This window comes from Agathobacter rectalis ATCC 33656, assembly GCF_000020605.1.
Lineage (GTDB): Bacteria > Bacillota > Clostridia > Lachnospirales > Lachnospiraceae > Roseburia > Roseburia rectalis.
Genome location: NC_012781.1, coordinates 2600247 through 2617935, shown reverse-complemented (window position 1 = coordinate 2617935; position 17689 = coordinate 2600247). Strand labels below are relative to the sequence as shown.

Annotated in this window: 15 protein-coding genes and 1 pseudogene; 12 read left to right on the top strand and 4 right to left on the bottom strand. The window is 34.3% G+C overall.

The window, feature by feature from the left end:
* Window positions 1-47: 47 nt before the first annotated feature.
* The 11 genes from EUBREC_RS12350 to EUBREC_RS12300 all read left to right on the top strand — a co-directional run bounded on the left by EUBREC_RS12350 (window position 48) and on the right by EUBREC_RS12300 (window position 11504).
* Window positions 48-1286 (top strand): fibronectin type III domain-containing protein, encoded by a 1239-nt coding sequence (locus EUBREC_RS12350; RefSeq protein WP_041254196.1) that lies wholly within the window; start codon window positions 48-50, stop codon window positions 1284-1286.
* Between the two features lie 219 nt (window positions 1287-1505).
* Window positions 1506-1955: a hypothetical protein gene (locus EUBREC_RS12345; RefSeq protein WP_012743510.1), complete on the top strand. Its 450-nt coding sequence runs from the start codon at window positions 1506-1508 to the stop codon at window positions 1953-1955.
* Between the two features lie 262 nt (window positions 1956-2217).
* Window positions 2218-4731: a C1 family peptidase gene (locus tag EUBREC_RS12340; RefSeq protein WP_012743509.1), complete on the top strand. Its 2514-nt coding sequence runs from the start codon at window positions 2218-2220 to the stop codon at window positions 4729-4731.
* Between the two features lie 240 nt (window positions 4732-4971).
* The gene (locus EUBREC_RS12335) at window positions 4972-5895 is read left to right on the top strand and encodes an HAD family hydrolase (RefSeq protein ID WP_012743508.1); all 924 of its coding nucleotides are present in this window, start codon (window positions 4972-4974) and stop codon (window positions 5893-5895) included.
* A gap of 94 nt (window positions 5896-5989) precedes the next feature.
* Entirely contained in the window at window positions 5990-6880 is an 891-nt protein-coding gene (locus EUBREC_RS12330; protein ID WP_012743507.1) for a radical SAM protein, read from the top strand.
* Entirely contained in the window at window positions 6881-7237 is a 357-nt protein-coding gene (locus tag EUBREC_RS12325) for a hypothetical protein (RefSeq protein ID WP_012743506.1), read from the top strand. It abuts the gene before it with no gap.
* A gap of 11 nt (window positions 7238-7248) precedes the next feature.
* Entirely contained in the window at window positions 7249-9096 is a 1848-nt protein-coding gene (locus EUBREC_RS12320; protein ID WP_012743505.1) for a caspase family protein, read from the top strand.
* 37 nt (window positions 9097-9133) lie between these two features.
* A complete protein-coding gene (locus EUBREC_RS12315) occupies window positions 9134-9508 on the top strand; it encodes a hypothetical protein (protein ID WP_012743504.1) in 375 nt (124 codons plus the stop codon).
* A 17-nt stretch (window positions 9509-9525) separates the two neighbouring features.
* Window positions 9526-10047, top strand: coding sequence for a hypothetical protein (locus EUBREC_RS12310; protein WP_012743503.1), 522 nt, complete (start codon window positions 9526-9528; stop codon window positions 10045-10047).
* Window positions 10048-10122: 75 nt separating this feature from the next.
* Entirely contained in the window at window positions 10123-10686 is a 564-nt protein-coding gene (locus EUBREC_RS17775) for a helix-turn-helix domain-containing protein (RefSeq protein WP_041254193.1), read from the top strand.
* On the top strand, window positions 10617-11504 hold the full coding sequence (locus tag EUBREC_RS12300) for an IS3 family transposase (RefSeq protein ID WP_080515343.1): 888 nt from the start codon (window positions 10617-10619) through the stop codon (window positions 11502-11504). Before EUBREC_RS17775 ends, EUBREC_RS12300 begins: the two co-directional genes overlap by 70 nt.
* Window positions 11505-11562: 58 nt before the next feature.
* Here EUBREC_RS12300 and EUBREC_RS12295 read toward each other — a convergent pair whose 3' ends face one another.
* Both EUBREC_RS12295 and EUBREC_RS12290 read right to left on the bottom strand, forming a co-directional pair.
* Window positions 11563-12672: an acyltransferase gene (locus EUBREC_RS12295; RefSeq protein ID WP_012743500.1), complete on the bottom strand. Its 1110-nt coding sequence runs from the start codon at window positions 12670-12672 to the stop codon at window positions 11563-11565.
* 497 nt (window positions 12673-13169) lie between these two features.
* Complete coding sequence (locus EUBREC_RS12290; protein ID WP_022293574.1) at window positions 13170-14483, bottom strand: IS30 family transposase; 1314 nt, start codon at window positions 14481-14483, stop codon at window positions 13170-13172.
* Window positions 14484-14755: 272 nt separating this feature from the next.
* On the opposite strand from EUBREC_RS12290, the pseudogene EUBREC_RS18205 reads away from it, so the two are divergent.
* Window positions 14756-15325 (top strand): annotated as a pseudogene (locus tag EUBREC_RS18205) (P-loop domain-containing protein); the annotation flags it as partial.
* A 561-nt stretch (window positions 15326-15886) separates the two neighbouring features.
* On the opposite strand, the gene EUBREC_RS12285 reads toward EUBREC_RS18205, so the two are convergent.
* Complete coding sequence (locus EUBREC_RS12285; RefSeq protein WP_041253887.1) at window positions 15887-17395, bottom strand: recombinase family protein; 1509 nt, start codon at window positions 17393-17395, stop codon at window positions 15887-15889.
* Window positions 17396-17484: 89 nt separating this feature from the next.
* Window positions 17485-17661, bottom strand: coding sequence for a hypothetical protein (locus tag EUBREC_RS17770; protein ID WP_165483719.1), 177 nt, complete (start codon window positions 17659-17661; stop codon window positions 17485-17487).
* Window positions 17662-17689 lie beyond the last annotated feature (28 nt).

The following is a 17689-nucleotide window of genomic DNA, read 5'->3' as shown; positions in this document are numbered from 1 at the left end:
TGTTGTAAATAGTAGCTAGGATGATATGTGGAAGGGGTAAGGAAAATATGAGGAAAAAACTGTTTATTTTATTATTTTTGGTATGTATATGTGGGTTTGATTATAATATGGTTTATGCAGCACAACCCACTGAGGAGTGGGAGTTGCCGATAGTGCCGGGAGATGAAGGTGTTATTGATAAGGTTGATTCATTCTTATGCTCAAATGCAACAGAGAGTACTTTTCAGTTACAATGGAATAAGGTGAATAATGCAGATGGATACATTATAGAACAGTTTAAGGATGAAAAGTGGACGCGAATAGCACGAATTGGGAATGGAAAAACAATATCTTATAAGGTTGAAGGACTGACTTCAGGCAAAAAATATCAATTTAGAATAAAAACGTTCATGTTTTTGGGAAAGGTACCGCTATATAGTGATTATGTTCTGGTAAGTGGAACTACTTTGCCTACCAAGAATACTAATGTTGTGATTGGTGGCAGGGCAACTGATGCATTAAGAATTAATTGGAGTAAAAATGAAAGTGCAGCAGGATATATCATAGAGCAGCAAAAAGATGGAAAGTGGGTACGAATAGCAAGGATTGCTGATAAAAATACCACAACATACAGGGTTGAAAAATTATCAGCAGGAACAAGCTACAATTTTCGTATAATGTCATTTAACTTTGATGGTAATACTGCCATATACAGTGGATATGTTACTGTTAAAGGAATGACTCTTCCGATGTATAACAATAATGTAGTGATAGGTGGTCGGGCAACGGATGCACTGAGAATAAACTGGGCTAAGAACAAAAGTGCATCAGGATATATTATTGAACAATACAAAGGTGGAAAATGGATACGAATAGCAAGAATTGCTGATAATAATACAATAACTTACAGAGTTGAGAAGTTATCGGCAGGAACAAAATATCAGTTCCGTATAGAGTCATTTAACTTTGATGGAAATATACCGGTATATAGTAGCTACGTATACATAAACGGAACAACATTGCCAATAAATAACAGAAATGTTGTGATCGGAGGCAGAGCAACCGATGCACTAAGAATTAATTGGACTAAGAATGAAAGTGCAGCAGGATATATTATTGAGCAGTACAAGGATGGAAAATGGATACGAATAGCAAGAATTGCTGATAAAAATACTACAACATATAGAGTAGAAAAGTTATCATCAGGAACAAACTACAAATTCCGTATAAAGTCATTCAATTTTGATGGTAATTCTGCAATATATAGTGGATATGTTAATGTGAGCGGGACAACATTAACAAAATGATATAAATGGTATAGTGCGTTAGTAATATAAGAAAAAAAGGATTGATCAGCTATAAGACGGATTAATCCTATTTTTCTATTATTGTTTATGATTTCTTAACTTGTCCAGATTCAGCTCTCATTTTTGTCCTGGTGAGGATATTAATAAAAACCTTCTGTGATATATTAAGAGAAGGCTGAGCTTTCATAAAAATTGAATTACATAAAAAGGATATAGAAAATGAAATTTAAGTTTAACAAAAAAATGGTTAGCACAATAGTGATATTGATTTTTGGCATAGCAATTACAGTTGCAGCACTGCCTGCAAAGAATATGGAACTTGAAAATAAAACAAGCTCAGAAATAGCCACAGAGACAGTATCAGCTACAGAGATGATATTGGATACAGAAAATACAGAGACTAGTAATGTGGATAAGAATTCATCAGATTTCTCAAAAGACAAAGCAACAGTAGTCGATGATAAGGACAAATCTGGTGATACAAAGAATTCTGACGAAAGTTCAACAACTACAAAAGAAACGGGCAAAAGCTTGAAAGATACAAAGAGCTCATCAAAAACCACCGATAATAATAATGATTCAGATAATGACAATTCAGGAATGAGTAATAATAATGAACAGAAATCTGATAACGGAGTGATAGAGCTTCCAATTATACCGGTTGACTAATGTGACGCGGTATTAACCTATGCATATAATGGTGGTTATAGACCGTAAAATTTTTTGGTAGTTGCTTTCTAGCACCACTTAGAAAGACGGTTAAAAAAGTAACTGAAGCGTATGGGATACCAGATGTGGTTTTACCTACATTTGAAGAAGAAACGTAAGAGGAGTTAATACAATGGAGAACGATACATTGTAATTGTATTTTACATGGTAATCCGATATACTAGATATAAGTGTAGCAGATTATTTTAATGGAGGAAGTCGAATGAAGACAAAAAAGTTTTTATCATTGGTGTTAAGTGCGGCTATGATATTAGGTGTGGCTGTTCCGGTCGCAGCAGAACCGGTGTCAGCAGGGCAAGGCGTTGAAGCAGAACAACAGCCAATTGTAGAAAATAGCATTACAAGTGGATATATTCTGAGTGATTTGGATTATAATACACCGGTGTATGAACCGGATGAGTCGGTGCCGTATTCTGATGATTGGGGATATTCTGCAGATGAAACTATAGAGAGCAAGTATCCGGCAAATGGAGTCAGCGATATCAAGGCGAAATATCCGTCTGTTCGTAATCAAAATCCTCTTGGCACATGCTGGACATTTTCGTCAATAGGTCTTGCAGAGTTTGACTTGATTAATGATGGTGCGTTTGATAAAAATATAGATCTTAGTGAACTGCATCTGGCGTATTATGCATATAATTCGCTGTTAGATCCGCTTGGTGGAACAGTGGGGGACTATGCAAAGTACTATATGAATAATACAAGTGTTCAGTATGGTTATCTCAATCGTGGTGGAAACTATTTGATGGCGGCACGCAGAATGGGACAGTGGTGTGGTCCGGTAAGCGAGAGTGATGTACCATATAGTAAGGTGGCAAGCAACGGATATACAGCAAGCACTATTGATACTTTTCTTAATACAGGTTTATCTGATGAATATGCATATTCAAAGGATAAGGCACATCTGGAAAATACATACATGATTAATATCAAGGAAAATGCATCAGATGTGAAAAAAGCCATAAAAAAATATGGTGCAGTGGGAATTATGTATAGTCATAATGATACCGGATATCATTACATAAATAACAGTTATAATGATAAAACAAATAACAGAGCAGGTCATGCGGTAATGGTTGTTGGATGGGATGATAACTATTCTAAAGATAATTTCAGAGATGGTGTTAAACCTGAAAAAGATGGTGCATGGCTTATTCGTAATAGTTGGGGAGACGGAACCGGTTCATATTATAATCAGAGTTATTTTTGGATGTCATATGAAACTTTTTCTTTATCCGATACGGCTTGGGTGTTTGATTTTTCTGCTAATGATGGATATGATAACAATTATCAGGTTGATGGAGGATTAAATGTAGCCCATCAAAGCAGTTACAGGAAATTGGCCAATGTTTTTACTACTCAGACAAAACAGGGAGTATCTTCTGAGGACTTAAAAGCAGTTTCCCTGTCTATTACATCTAAAACAAATGTTAATTATACAATAGAGATTTATACAGATTTAAAGGATAAGACAAAGCCAACCAGCGGAACAAAGCAGGAGACTGCTACCACTACAGGGCAGACAACCTATGCCGGAGTATACACAATTCCACTTAAATCAGCGGTTAATCTGAAGCCTGGGACAAACTATTCGGTTGTAGTGACTACTGATACACCTGCCGTTGACATTGAGGCAGCGATGACCGGGGATGTAAATTATAATAATGAAATGGTGTGGGAGAATCATGCGTCAAGTGATAATACGGCAAGCTATTATTTCTATGGGACAGGGTTGGCATATTCCAGCAGTTGGAATTATCAGAATGTGTATGGTAATTTCTGTATTAAAGCATTTACCGCCAATAATGTAGAAAAAGATTCTGAGAAGCTTGTTGGCAGAAGCCTTACTTTAAAAGATAATATTGATATGAACTACTATATGGAGCTTCCTGAAAGTATCAAATCAAACAGCAACGCATATATGGAGTTTACGGTGAATAATAGCCAGCCATATAAGGTCAGCGTAAACGATGCAATCCCTGTTGAGAAAAACGGAAAGGTTATATATAAGTTTGCATGTCCACTAAATGCTGCACAGATGTCAGATACTGTTAAAGCCAAAATGGTGGTGGATGGTAATAGTGGAAATGAATACACTTACAGTGTAAAAGAATATGCCACCGAGCTCCTGTCAAAATCAAACGAGTATCCGGAAGAAACCATTAAGCTGGTGAAGGCACTCTTAAACTATGGAACGGCAGCGCAGAGCTTCTTTAAATATAACACAGGCAAGCCGGCAAACGCTATTTTAAGCGATACCGATAAAATTGTCGCAGCAGCTGATTTTGCTGCATATAAGGCTGTCATTAAAACAGATAGTGCAAATAGTCAGAGTAATGGACTGACATATTACGGAAGCTCTCTGATATGTAAGTCTGAGATGACAGTAAGACATTATTTTATGGTGAACGAAGGCTGTGATATAAACAATTACAAGTTCAGCTATGTTAATGCATATGGCAATGAAGTCAGTCTGACACCTAAAAAGGCTTCAGATGGGGTGTATTGTGTAGATATAAACGGAATAATGGCACGCAACCTGAATAGTAATTATGCATGCAAAGTCACCGAAAAGAATAAGGCCTGTATTTTAGAGCTGGACTATGGTCCGTTCAGCTATTCACAGAAGGTCATTAATAGTGGAAATTCATCTGCTGAATTAAAAAATCTGGTGAACGCACTATATTGGTATTGGTATTATGGATATAGAAATTAAAAAGACTGCATAATTAAAACCACTGCAGAATTTAACGCTTTAACTAAGCTGAATTCCTGAGGTAGTGTTTATGATTTCTTACCTTGTCCAACCGCCGGCTAAGCCAGAGGTTTGTTCACATTCTATACTTAGAGAATTGGCTTTTTTATTGATTTGACATTTAAATTGAATACCTGATTATACTTTTGATTAAGAAAAATTTTGTACAATATTATATACCGTTAATATGGGAGGATTTCTATGGCTAATATTATTGCAGTAGTATGGGATTTTGATAAGACCCTTGTAGATGGATACATGCAGGATCCTATTTTTGAGGAATATAAAATTGATTCTAAGGAGTTTTGGAATGAGGTTAACAGTTTACCGCAAAAATATAAAAAAGAGCAGGATGTTTTGGTTAATCCTGATACAATTTATTTAAATCAATTTATAAAATATGCGAAAAATGGAACATTTAAGGGATTAAATAATGAAAAATTGTATAAATTTGGAAGTGAATTAAAATTTTATGATGGAATTCCAGAAATTTTTGAAAAAACGAAGAAACTAATCGAGGAAAATAAAGTATACAAAGAATATGATATTAAAGTGGAACATTATATTGTGAGTACTGGTTTCACTCAAATAATAAAAGGCTCATCCATCATGCCTTTTGTAGAACATGTATGGGGATGTGAACTTATTGAGGGAAAAGATAATGATGGGGATGTATGTATTTCAGAAGTGGGATATACAATTGATAATACAAGTAAAACAAGAGCTTTATTTGAAATAAATAAGGGCGTACATAGTGAAGATGGACGTGAAGGGGTACAGGTTAATACAAAAATTCCGGAGGACTACAGAAGAGTTCATTTTACCAATATGTTGTACGTTGCTGACGGACCAAGTGATATTCCTGCATTTTCACTTGTGAATAAAAATGGTGGAGCGACATTTGCAATTTACCCGAAAGGAAATATGAAGGCGATGAAACAGGTTGAACAAATGCGTGCTGATGGGCGAATTAATATGTATGCGGAAGCTGATTATACGGATGGAACTACTGCTTATATGTGGATATGTAATAAGATTACAGAGTTTGCTGAAAAAATTCGTAAAGAAGAAAGGGATAAAATTGCAAGATATGCAGTAATTGATGCACCTAAGCATTTAGTTTAGGCATCTGTTTGGCTGCTTTACAATTATATGTTTTTCTGTTATATTGTAACATAGATTATGTAAAAAGGATAAATAATCGTTTTGGAAATTACTTATGAAGAAAAAATATAACTCTGATTTCAATGTATTTGAAGACTCAATGGAAGATTCGATTTTGCCACAAATTGTGTGGCATATTACAGATAAATGTTATTTGAATTGTAAAACGTGTTTTGCAGGTATAAAAAAAGAGACTTTAGAAGATATGCCTATTTCTAAAGTTAGGGAATATTTATTATGTATGAAACTTTTAGGGGTACAAAAAATAGATATTTCTGGAGGGGAGCCACTATTATATAAGGACTTGTCAATCTTGGTAAATGAGTGTATTAGACAAGGATTTTATGTCACTATTACGACAAGAGGGATTGGTTTTAGTGAAAATTACAAGTGGTTAGTTAATAATTGGGAAAAATTTAGCAGAATAATTATTTCACTGGATGGAAGTAATAACCATATTTGTGATTTTTATTCGACATATAATAATACAATGAGTAAAGCTCTTGAGTTATGTTCAGATTTAAAAAGAAAAAAGTGTGATATTATACGAATTAATACAGTTATAAATCAGAAAATATTATCTACAGATATTATAGAGGAATTTGTGGCACTAATACATGATATTTTGCCTAGAGAATGGTGTTTAATAGAGCCTCATCCGTTAAATAAAAAGAGTGAATTTGATGATTATGCAGTTAAAAAAGGTGAATTTAACATTTTTGTGGCGAAATGTAAGACTTTTTTAAAAAAGGATATTGAAGTTATAACAAGGGAAAATGAAATGTATTCTACATATTGGGTTTTACAGAATGATGGATATATTTGTCAGTTATCTTCAGGTTTGGATTACAAATATTCTCTATTATTAAGCCTGGATAGTTTAGATACAATTAAAGAATATATAAGCAATAGCTTACAAAAAATACCTATGATAAAGGAGATATAAATGAAGTATATTAAAATAAATTCAGATATACATAATGCAGATTCATCATTATTGATTAATGAAATTGCTAGTACTATTATTGAGCCATATGGTAAAGATGAATTTAAAATAGAGAAATATGAAGAGAGTATTCCTAATACGAAGGGGATAATTACTACAGCAGTTGCTATTGATTTTGCGATTGGTGTAGTTCAAGGTCTTGCTGTGAATGTTATAGCAGCTATTGTGTCAAGGGCAGTTAAAAAGATATTTACGAAAAAGGAAGCAAATTTAATTCAGATTTCTGTAGAGGACAGTAAGATTATAGTGAAATCAAATGGAGATATTAATATTGAAATAGAGGTTACAATAGAGTAAAGGAGAATATCGTGCTTTCAATCGTTTCAATTGGAATAGGTCAATATCCGTGTGCTAAAGAGCTTGATGATATTTCGTGTGCTGGTCATGATGCTGAAGGAGTGTTTGATGCATTTAGAAATATAATGGGTGATGATTTTATAAATCATACAAGTATTTGTTTAAAGGACATTACTGCTACTGAGTTTATTAATATACTGGGGAGCTTAAAATTTTCAATTATTGAAGATCAAGATATAATGGTGTTATATTTCAGTGGTCATGCAGATAATATAAGACAATATGGAAATGATACAGACTTTTCGTTACTTTTTTCTGACTATAATGAAAAGATTATGTGTGGCTATGTTTCTTTAATATATGATGTTGTTCCTTTGCTGGATAGTATACGTTGCAATATTGTTCTGATTTTAGACTGTTGTTATTCCGGGGAGGGACTTAAGTCGGCTACGTCAATAGTTGGTGATCATCAGATATCAGTAATTTCGGCTACATCTAATAGAAACATGGCAACATATAAAGGGGAGAATAGTGAGTTTGCACATGCTATAATCGATGGGATTAAAGATATAAAAACACATAATGAAGACTTTACATTGAGGAGTCTGCAAAAATATATTCAAGAGCGATATAATAAATCACAGATTAATACTGCGGCAGGAAAAACAGGGGAAATTTATCTGAAAAAAGCTGTGAATATTGAATCTAGATATTATAATTTGAAAGAAAAATTTTTATTACAGTTGCAAAACGGGGATGATAAATATAGAGAGGCACTTTGGTATGCAATTAGTGATATTCCTGAACCAATGGAAGTAGATATATTTGAAGAATATTTTCATTGCTCAAATGTACATTCAGTGTTTCCGGTTGAAGTAAATTGGTTGGTAAGGAGGGCTGTTGGCAGTACAATCTCTCTTTTAGAAGATGAAACACATAGACTTAATCTTGTTTATGAGCTGATTGAGTCAGAATTATGGCAGGAACAATGTGTTGGTATAATTGGTGCAAGATATGATATAAAGAGTAATAAAGAAATTTATAAAAAAATAGTAGAATTAGTTTCAAAAAAAGTAATTAAAAAAATAGATGCAGTGTGGTTGGCGAATCTTTATGCATCGGATAATTTAGAGTATGATTATCATGTTTTTTTAGATACTTCATTAATGGAAAATAGTTGGGGGATACAAGAAGTATATAAAACGGCAAGTAATCATGGTTGTTCTTTTGATGGATTTAAAAGAGAATTACGCAAGAAAGAAATCTTGTGCGATAATTGGAGTCAGACTTTTGACAACTTTGAAAAATATACTAATTCCCAATTGTACTGTCAACTTAGCAAAAAGAATGAAAGAGGACGATTGCCCATAAATAGTAAGGCTAAGTTTATTCTTTCATCTTTATATGGAAATTGGAGAGGATACAAATCGGTAAATTGTAAATTGTATTTTGAAAGCAATTTAAAATCGGACATTAGAAGAGAGTTGTTGTTTGCTGAATACTTCCCACAAATAGAATATAGGATGGCTATATTTGATTATTTTATAACAGAATCTGAGCTCTTAAGAGAATACTCAAATGAACTAAAATGGGGATTACAAGATTATCATCCATGGGTTAGGCGCACTGCGATTCAGGCATTTAGAGCAGCAAATATATTATTAAATGAATGTAATGAATCTATTATTCAGTATATTAAAGGAAACGAAAGAAATATTGGAGAATTAGATTTGTATATACAATATAATACTGATATTAGCGAAGAAAGCTTACTGATTGAGGACATGCAAAAATCAGGAAAATATACTGATGCTGATATTAGAGGCGTTAAAGCAAAATTTATAAATAGGATTTTCTAAAAACTATAAAATAGTAATAGTAGCGAAAGGATTAATTATGAATATTTTAGATGTTCGGATGGTAGGAATTAATGAATTGTATCCAACAGAATCATTGGCTTTTATTGATCCGGAAACAATAAAACATATAGAATTTGAAATTAAGGCGGATGGAACTGATACAGAAATAATAACTTTTTTATTTGAAGAGCATTATTATATTTATAGAGGTCATGATCAGCTAATGGCAGCAGCATTTTTACATGCTGATAAGGTTCGTATATTTTTGGTTGATTATAAAGAATTGCCTTTTTTTTGCGATGAAAATAATTTAAAAAATACGTTGTCAAGCATAGGAATGTCAACGATTTATGATTTTGAGGGTATTTGTGGTTTTACGTATCCGGAATATCCAAAGTATTATAGAAAGTAGAGCCAATAGGTTAAATTATGAAATGTATAATTGTTATTAATGGAGCAGGAGGGGTTGGTAAAGATACTTTATGTGATTTTGCATCTAAATATTATAAAACCATGAATGTTTCTTCTGTTGATCCAATAAAGGAAGCAGCATATATATTAGGATGGAAAGGAACAAAGCAACTCAAGGATAGAAAATTTCTATCGGATTTAAAAAAAATGGCTTGTGAATATAGTGATATATCAACAGAATATTTACTTAGAAAGCATAGAGAGTTTTTGGAAAATGATTATGAAATTATGTTCGTACATATAAGAGAAGGGTCCGAGATTGATCATTTTAAAGACAAGATTGACGCGGCAAATATAGTTACACTATTGATAAGACGTAATAAAGATGAAAAGACATATGGTAATTCCTCAGATGATGATGTTGAATTATATCATTACGATTATGTGTATGATAATAATTATTCTCTTAAAGACACTGAGTTTTATTTTGTGGGATTTTTGCGCAAAATATTAAATGAAAGATTTTTAACTTTTAAATAAAAAATACTCAAAAATACCCCACGTTATTATGATATGTACCCTCTTTACTGGACAACCAGTAAGGAGGTTTTTTTTATGCGTTATAGTTATGAGTTTAAACTGATGTGTGTTGAATTGTATCATTCAGGTTCGTATCCAGATATCCCAGAGGGTGCGAATCCAGATACTCTCAAAAGACATATACGAGAATGGTCTGGATTGGTTGATTTACATGGTCCAGAAGTTTTAAAACATAAGGTGTTCAATAAAGTGTGGACACCGGAAGAAAAACTTGAACTGGTTTTAAAAGTTATTGCAGGCATACCAAAGAGGAAAGTTGCCATAGAAGCAGGTATTAACTCAGGAATGCTTTATCAATGGGTATACAAATATAAATCACAAGGATATAATGGATTAGTAGAAAGTAAAAAAGGACGTCCAACAAAGGAATCAAGAATGAAGAAGTCAACAAATCCATTACCTTTAACAGAATCAGAACGAGAAGAACTGATACGCTTGAGAGCTGAAAACGAATATATCAAAGTCGAGAACGAAGTAATAAAAAAACGGATCGCCTTGAGGCAAGAAAAATGGGCTGCGCAACTCAAGGCGAAAAAGCAGCAATCATCAAAAAACTCAGAGAAAACGGATACCAATTAAAATATCTCCTTAAAGCAATGCACATGGCTAGATCTACTTACTATTTTGAGATTAGCAGAAACGATGTTATTGCCGAACGCAATCAAGAAATACTAGAAGAAATAAAAAGTGTTTTTGTTGAGAACAAGCGCAGGTATGGTGTAAGACGGGTTCACCAGGAACTTATTAATCGCGGGTATCAGGTGAACCATAAAAGAGTTCAGCGTCTTATGCATGAAGCAGGTCTAGCCGGAAAAAGGCCAAAGGAGAAATATCATTCTTATAAGGGTGAAGTTGGTAAGATTGCTGACAACATAATAGACAGGGATTTCAGTACAACTTTGCCTTTACAAAAATGGATCACAGATGTATCACAGTTCAATTTTTCATGGGGAAAGTGTTATATTTCTCCAGTGCTAGATATGAATACAAATGAAATCATCTCATATGATTTATCCATGAGTCCTAATCTTGAACAGATAAAAAGAATGCTGAATAAAGCATTTGAAAAATTTCCTTCAGTTGAAGGATTGATATTTCATTCAGATCAAGGCTGGCAGTATCAACATGCTTATTTTAGAAATGCTTTACAGGAACATGGCATTATACAATCCATGTCACGAAAAGGTAATTGTTATGATAATTGTATTATGGAGACATTCTTTGGACGATTAAAAAATGAAATGTATTATGGCTATGAAAAAAACTATTCTTCTTTCGAAGAATTTTCACAAGCGGTTGCAGAATATATAGATTATTATAATAACAAAAGAATTCAGGCAAAAACAAAATGGATGCCGCCTGTACAATACAGGGTGGCATCCATGTGTTCAGCCTAGTTCATAAATATGTGTCCAGGATTATGGGTACATATCATTATTGCACAGGGCTTTAATTTTATCTTAAAGAAATGGTCTTTCTTAAAATGGGTATCTTACCTAATAAAAATACTATTACCAAACTAAGCAGCATGACAAACAACACGTAAATAATATTTCCTATTAAAGTTTGAAAAAATGCATGACAAACAAATTTATCAATTGTGATCCTTATAACAATATTATGTATAAAGAAAATGCCTAATGTATTTATGGAAATATTCTTTATAAGTTTAAATTTATGATTGTAATTTAGTGATAATACAAATATGCAGCATACATTCAGTAAAGTAAAAACAGTGTCATATCCACACCAGACTATATCCCATGGTTCGGCAGTAGCAGTATGATTTGTAAAGAAAACAGCCATTAAATAAAGCATACAACAATTTGCGATAATAAGTAACACAGAAACAAGGTTTCTATATAATGGTTTAATCTTTAAAATAGCGTTTTTACAATGAAATACTATTCCACCTAATGTAAAATATGGGAATGCATAAAACTGTGTCATTCTGAAAATATTATGTTCAGCAAACTGCATAATTTCAGGCATGTTCTGATTATTTGCAATACCAATAGCATATACGGTATATCCAACAGCTTTGATACCAAATCCTATAATAAAAAATATGAACAAAAGAATTTTAAAATTTCTCACACTGGATTTGAATATTTTCACAAGTAGTGGTGCAAATATATATAACAAAACAAGAATACCCATAAACCATAAGTGATTTATCCATCCGAGTGGATTGAGAGTAATCAAATTATATATAAAATCATGCAGATTTAAAGATGTATGTGTATAAACTGAAAAAATAATTAATCCTATAATGCCCCATAGAGCTGTAAGCAAAATGATTTTAATGGTTTTAATAATGTGCTTTTGCAAATCAAAAGGCCTGTTAAATAAAAGATAGCCATTACAGAAAAAGAAAAGAGGAACACAAGTTGACATAATTGCTCTCGTAAAATATCTGATATAATAAATAGTTTTGTTATCTGAAAGAAAATTATAGTTATAAAGAGTGGCATGATACATTATTACGAAGAATAATGCGAAAAACTCCATTAAGTCAATATAATTCCATCTTTCACTATTAAGTGTCATTTCTTTGTTATTCATTTTTTCTCCTAGCCAAACAGACAATTTTAAACATGAATTTTAACAATCTAATATATTATTTTATATTATAGAAAGTAAATATTCAATGGCAAAATATACCTATACTTTAGCTGTATCTTTTTTATTCGTAAAATCGTACTTCAAGAAGAAAGGCTCACTGTTAAAAGTCAAGTGAAGGAATATTGGGTGACTAAAATGTTTGATGAGAAACAACAAAAACCTATAAAAAGTAATAAATTATGCAGCTAACTTGAAAAAGTAAATTCCAGTGCAGAAGTAAATTCCACACTCATTTAAAAGTTCTTGATTTTCTAAGAGTTTTATAAGCTCAAAACGCTTATTTCTGTTATAATAGGAGTAACTTCTTGGAAAAAACTGATTTGATGGTATGACAAACGGACCACTGGAAGGTAGTGTGCGAGACTAAATTCCACCGGTCATGTGAGGAAAATGTGAAAGTTTAATTTCCAGTCCGACAGCAGATTTCTAAGTGGTTGTTAATGGTTGAAGCGAATCAGCTTAGGCGTTAGATTGACCAAATCAGGGTCAATGCGCTTAAGCTGAAATGCGTTTAGGGTTTCTTTTCCGAGTGTCTCTAATGCGGCGTCATAAGGCGTGCTTCCATTAAGACTTTCCCTTGGAGTGGAGTTGATGTGATTCACGATTAGATTCACATCCCATTGTGTCAAAAATTCAAAACTAGTTCCTTTGGGAAGCACCATGCGAAGCATGGTGTGAGCTTGCTCAAGACCTCCTTTTTGTCCGCTACGCATGGGATCACAATAGTAGATGCTGGTACGCTGAATTTCATCCAGTCCTGTTTCAAGAGCGACAGGATCTCCGAATTCTGAACCTCTGTCTGTCAAGATATATTCAAAGACAGATAAGAACTCATAGGTGCCCATACGTTTTTCTAAACGGTCAAAAATAAGCCGGACAGCGCCTTTAGTACAACGATTCAGGAGAAAGGCAAGGAACAGCTTTTCCTTAGTGAAGAAAAAGGTCAGTAACGTCTTGTTGGATTCTCTGGATGAGTGTACCGTATCCATTTCTACAAAAGAGGATAACTGCAGCTCACTAAAATCACTGAATAACCTTTTCTCGAAGACGGTTCTGTTTGTAATCTGTGTTTTATGGCACTTTCGTGGCTTGAAGCCGGGCTTACGTTTTAAATCAATGTTTCTGGCTGTAAACAGACCTTGATCCAGATAGGTGTACAAGGAACGGACTGACATATCCAGTTCTGGATGATTGGTAATGATTTGATATGGAGATTGTCCCTGCTCGATTAAAGGAGAAACAATGCCATCCTTTTTGCGTAATTCATGTTTTGTCATGTTTATACCGGCTCTGGAACCGGAAAGCTTTTCACGGTATTTTCTATCAGCAAAACGTGCATCGTATCTGTATTTCTGGGCGATGGTGCAATGATTTATCTTTTTTGTGCAGCCATTACAGACATAGGGCGCCTTATCCAGTCTTTTGCACTGTTCCTTCACAAAATCCTTGCAAGTTTGATTACAGGTGGGGCAGGAAGTGCATTTTACATCGCAGAGAATGATTTTTCCGCAGACATTGGTTTTCCGGCAATGGAAGCGATGAATACAAAAGTTATGGGCATTATAGAAAGTACCTTTGTGATACCAGTCGGATAGACGGTGAGCCCTTACTTCTTTGGAAATGGTTGTTGGATCCTTGCAAAGAAAGCGGGCAATGTTCTTAAAGGTTTCTCCCTTGTTCAGTTCGTTTTCGATATAGATACGGTCTTCAAGGGAAAGGTGCTTCTGGTTTCCTGGAATATATTTACTCATGGATATCCTTCTTTCTACTGCTGTCAGAAAGAAAGATAACCTTACCATTTTTATATGAAAGAGTAAACCTTTACTGTGCGGGAGTAAATTCCACCACCAAATGTGGTGGTGGAATTTAAAATTTCATTTTTGGAATAAATTATGCAAATGATTAATAAGTTTTTGTTATTATAAAATGTGGTATAATAATACTTGAAATCAATAGAATTGATGGATAATAGATGATTATCTATTAATTAGTATAAAATTTGCTATATTATAAGGAACAAAAGATGAATGCTTCTGGATTATTTGACTTTAGATTTGTAGATAGAAATGAAGAACAAAAATCATTAAATAATTTTTTTCAAAATGTAACAAAGCAAACACTTTGGATTAAAGGTAACAGTGGTTTTGGGAAAACTACTTTTTTTAACTTTGTTTATAATAGTTGGGAAAACTATTGTTTATGTTATATAAATATAAAAAATGATAGTACAGCATCTGATATTTTGAAATCATTTATTCTGGAATTACAAAAATATAGTGATATTGATTTTTTATCTATGGTAAAAAAAGAATATAAAAAATTTTACAATACTTTTTATAAAAATAGCAAAGAAATTACAAATGATTTATTTCCCAATATTAGTAATATGGTATCAACTATTTTAGATGTTACCTATACAGCTATTACATTATCTGATAAACAGGTAAATTCAGAAGATACACTGGTACAATATATTCGTTCTATTCTTAGTAATAAAAAACTATGTATATGCATTGATAACTTTTCCAGATGTGATTTAGAAACTGCAGAACATTTTTTTAATATATTTAAACATTTTTATGATAATGCGAATTTTAAAAGTTGTATTATTACAACTTCTGAAGATATTAGCGAAAACTTACAGCGAGCAATCTTTTCTAATTTGCCATACAAAGAAATAAAAATTAATAATTTCGATAATTATATATATTTTACTGAAATATTAGATCCTATTTTTGACTTGAAAAATTTTGAAGCGTCTGATATAGAGTATCTTTATAAGAAATGCAATGGAAGTCCAAAGATTCTTTCTACTGTAATTTCAAAATTATTGGAAAAAGATGGTATTACAATTAGAAATAATATAAAAGCTAATATAGATAAGAAAATGCTATTTTCAATTTTACAATCTGAATATATTCAATTTGATGCAAGTGATTTTACTACAGCTCAAAAATGGATTATTTTTTCATATTTATGCTTAAATGAAAAAACAGATGTGCAAATGTTGGAGGATTTAGGCTTATTTATAGCATCAAAAATATATTTGCTGAAAACATATAATAAAATTACCTTTTATAAAGAACTACAAGCATCGGTGTACAAGGGGTACAAACGAGATAAAATAGAAATGAGGGGCGATAGAGCGGAAATATCAGATTTTCCACTCTATCTGAACACGGTCGCTGGTGGCCTTGATCGTAGAGATCAAACCATCGGCGGCTTTTCTTTTGTCGTCAAAATCTATGCTCTCCCAGTTGTCGAGATAATAGGACAACTTCTTTATCTGCTGGGGCGATATGGTTTCAACGCTCAATTCGGCGATTGCCTTTGAAATGGTCTGGCGTCGGGTGTCCAGTTCTTCAATTTTTTTGTTGGCATAGGCAAGCAAGGTCGCATTGGCTCCGGTCAGCGTATCCAGCAGCTTTTCAATTTCTGCCTCCACCTGTGCCAGCTCCACTTGATAGGTGGTCAGCTTCGGATTGACTTTTTCCTCCCTGCCGTGGAGTATCTGAAAGTCTTTGAACTTCTCCTGCATGGCCGAGAAAATGAATTGCTCAAATTCTTCTTTGCGGATTTTCCCGCAGCCCGGACAGCCTTTGTTTTCCGTCCGTTTGGTGCAGCGGAAATAGCCTGTACTGTTTGGTACATGGGTGGCTTTCAGCGCATACCCACAATGCCCGCATTTGATTTTTCCGGCCAGCCAAGTATTTTTCGGTTTCCGCCCCTGCTGGAAGGTGGTATTTGCCATGAGCTTTTTCCGGCATTTCAGCCATGTGTCAGAGGAAATGAGTGCTTCGTGGGGAGCGATAACAAGTATCTGGTCTTTTAAGCACCTGTCCTTGTCCTCCTTCACATCCCGTCCCTGATAAAGATAGCAGCCGTTTGTTCCGGCAAAGTCAGAAGCGTCATTGATAATCGCTGCGCCCTGGCTTTTGAAAAATTCGTACAGCTCCAAATCGGCCTGTGCGTAAACGGGGTTTCTTAAAAGCTGGGAAAGAAATGTACGGAACATGGATTTGCCATAAATTTTTATGTCATGTTCCTCGAAGTATCGGGTAATATCTCCGAAGGAGGTTTCCGGTTCAGCGTACATTTCAAACATCAGCCGAACATGGTCGGCGGCTACGGGGTCGGCAACCATTTTCTTTGTGCGGATACCCTCTACCACAGTAGGCTCTAACTGATAACCGTATGGTGCCTGTCCGCTCATGTGAAAGCCTTTCAGGCACCGTGAATAGTAGGCGTCTGTGACACGCTTCTGAATTGTCTCACGTTCAAGCTGGGCGAATACAATGCAGATATTCAGCATGGCCCGGCCCATCGGGGTCGAAGTATCAAACTTTTCTGTGGATGATACAAACTCCACATCATACTCTTGAAACAGCTCCATCATCGTTGCAAAGTCCAGAATAGAGCGGCTTATACGGTCCAGTTTATACACGATGACCCGCCTGACCTTTCCCTTGCGGATCTCGCCCAGCAGCTTTTGAAACTCCGGCCTGTCCGTATTTTTACCGGAATAGCCTTTGTCCTTGAATACCCGGCAGCTACCACCTTTCAATTCATACTTGCAAAAGTCGATCTGACTTTCAATGCTGATACTGTCCTTGCGGTCTACTGACTGTCTTGCGTAAATACAATCTTCTCTGATAAATTCCATATTGGGCTCCTTTCCTTGTTGGAATGGAGCTACCAACCTTACAACTATATTATACCATCAGCAGCCCCGGACAACAATGTTGCGAATAATTAGGGAAATCTGTCCCCATATTTGCGGAACACCTCATAAAGACAACGCTCAATTTCTTTTTTGCGCTGTGCTTTCTCCTTCGGGGGAAGTACCGGCGTGAGGCTTTCCAGCACAATGATCTTCCCTTGAAATGCGACAGACTTTGTTTCTCGTTCATAAGTGACAGCTTGCGTCATTGAAAACCTCCTTTGCGAAAGTGCGTGT

Bases quoted from the DNA above. Each gene is read 5' to 3' on its own strand.
- EUBREC_RS12295 (WP_012743500.1), bottom strand. From the start codon at position 12,672: ATGAATAACAAAGAAATGACACTTAATAGTGAAAGATGGAATTATATT.
- EUBREC_RS12350 (WP_041254196.1), top strand. From the start codon at position 48: ATGAGGAAAAAACTGTTTATTTTATTATTTTTGGTATGTATATGTGGG.
- EUBREC_RS12345 (WP_012743510.1), top strand. From the start codon at position 1,506: ATGAAATTTAAGTTTAACAAAAAAATGGTTAGCACAATAGTGATATTG.
- EUBREC_RS12340 (WP_012743509.1), top strand. From the start codon at position 2,218: ATGAAGACAAAAAAGTTTTTATCATTGGTGTTAAGTGCGGCTATGATA.
- EUBREC_RS12290 (WP_022293574.1), bottom strand. From the start codon at position 14,483: ATGAGTAAATATATTCCAGGAAACCAGAAGCACCTTTCCCTTGAAGAC.
- EUBREC_RS12315 (WP_012743504.1), top strand. From the start codon at position 9,134: ATGAATATTTTAGATGTTCGGATGGTAGGAATTAATGAATTGTATCCA.
- EUBREC_RS12325 (WP_012743506.1), top strand. From the start codon at position 6,881: ATGAAGTATATTAAAATAAATTCAGATATACATAATGCAGATTCATCA.
- EUBREC_RS12330 (WP_012743507.1), top strand. From the start codon at position 5,990: ATGAAGAAAAAATATAACTCTGATTTCAATGTATTTGAAGACTCAATG.
- EUBREC_RS17775 (WP_041254193.1), top strand. From the start codon at position 10,123: ATGCGTTATAGTTATGAGTTTAAACTGATGTGTGTTGAATTGTATCAT.
- EUBREC_RS12285 (WP_041253887.1), bottom strand. From the start codon at position 17,395: ATGGAATTTATCAGAGAAGATTGTATTTACGCAAGACAGTCAGTAGAC.
- EUBREC_RS12300 (WP_080515343.1), top strand. From the start codon at position 10,617: ATGGGCTGCGCAACTCAAGGCGAAAAAGCAGCAATCATCAAAAAACTC.
- EUBREC_RS12335 (WP_012743508.1), top strand. From the start codon at position 4,972: ATGGCTAATATTATTGCAGTAGTATGGGATTTTGATAAGACCCTTGTA.
- EUBREC_RS12310 (WP_012743503.1), top strand. From the start codon at position 9,526: ATGAAATGTATAATTGTTATTAATGGAGCAGGAGGGGTTGGTAAAGAT.
- EUBREC_RS17770 (WP_165483719.1), bottom strand. From the start codon at position 17,661: ATGACGCAAGCTGTCACTTATGAACGAGAAACAAAGTCTGTCGCATTT.